The following is a 391-nucleotide window of genomic DNA, read 5'->3' as shown; positions in this document are numbered from 1 at the left end:
GGGGCTTATGCCTAGCAACGTCCTACTCTCACAGGGGGAAACCCCCAACTACCATCGGCGCTGAAGAGCTTAACTTCCGTGTTCGGCATGGGAACGGGTGTGACCTCTTCGCCATCATCGCTAGACATATTTATTAGAAGGTTATTCCTTCAAAACTAGATAACGATTTACAATTCAATTCACTGAAGTTTACGCTTTTTACTCTGTCCAGCTACAGAAGCCAAATACTCCGGAAATTTCATAATCTCGTGCGAAGTCAAAGTGCGACTTCTTCTCGATTGCTCCAATTTCCTCCGTATTTAAACGGGCTTCTTTCGCTTTTCGTTTTGGTTAAGTCCTCGATCGATTAGTATCAGTCAGCTCCACACGTCACCGCGCTTCCACCTCTGAC

1 rRNA gene is annotated in these 391 nt (G+C 46.0%); it reads right to left on the bottom strand.

From position 1 onward, the window contains the following. Positions 1–9: 9 nt before the first annotated feature. A 5S ribosomal RNA gene (gene rrf / locus K9V48_RS28660) occupies positions 10–125 on the bottom strand. Between the last annotated feature and the right edge of the window lie 266 nt (positions 126–391).

The sequence above is a fragment of the Metabacillus rhizolycopersici genome, from assembly GCF_020075705.1.
Note: the sequence above shows the minus strand (reverse complement) of the source record. Positions and strands in the feature narration are given on the sequence as shown.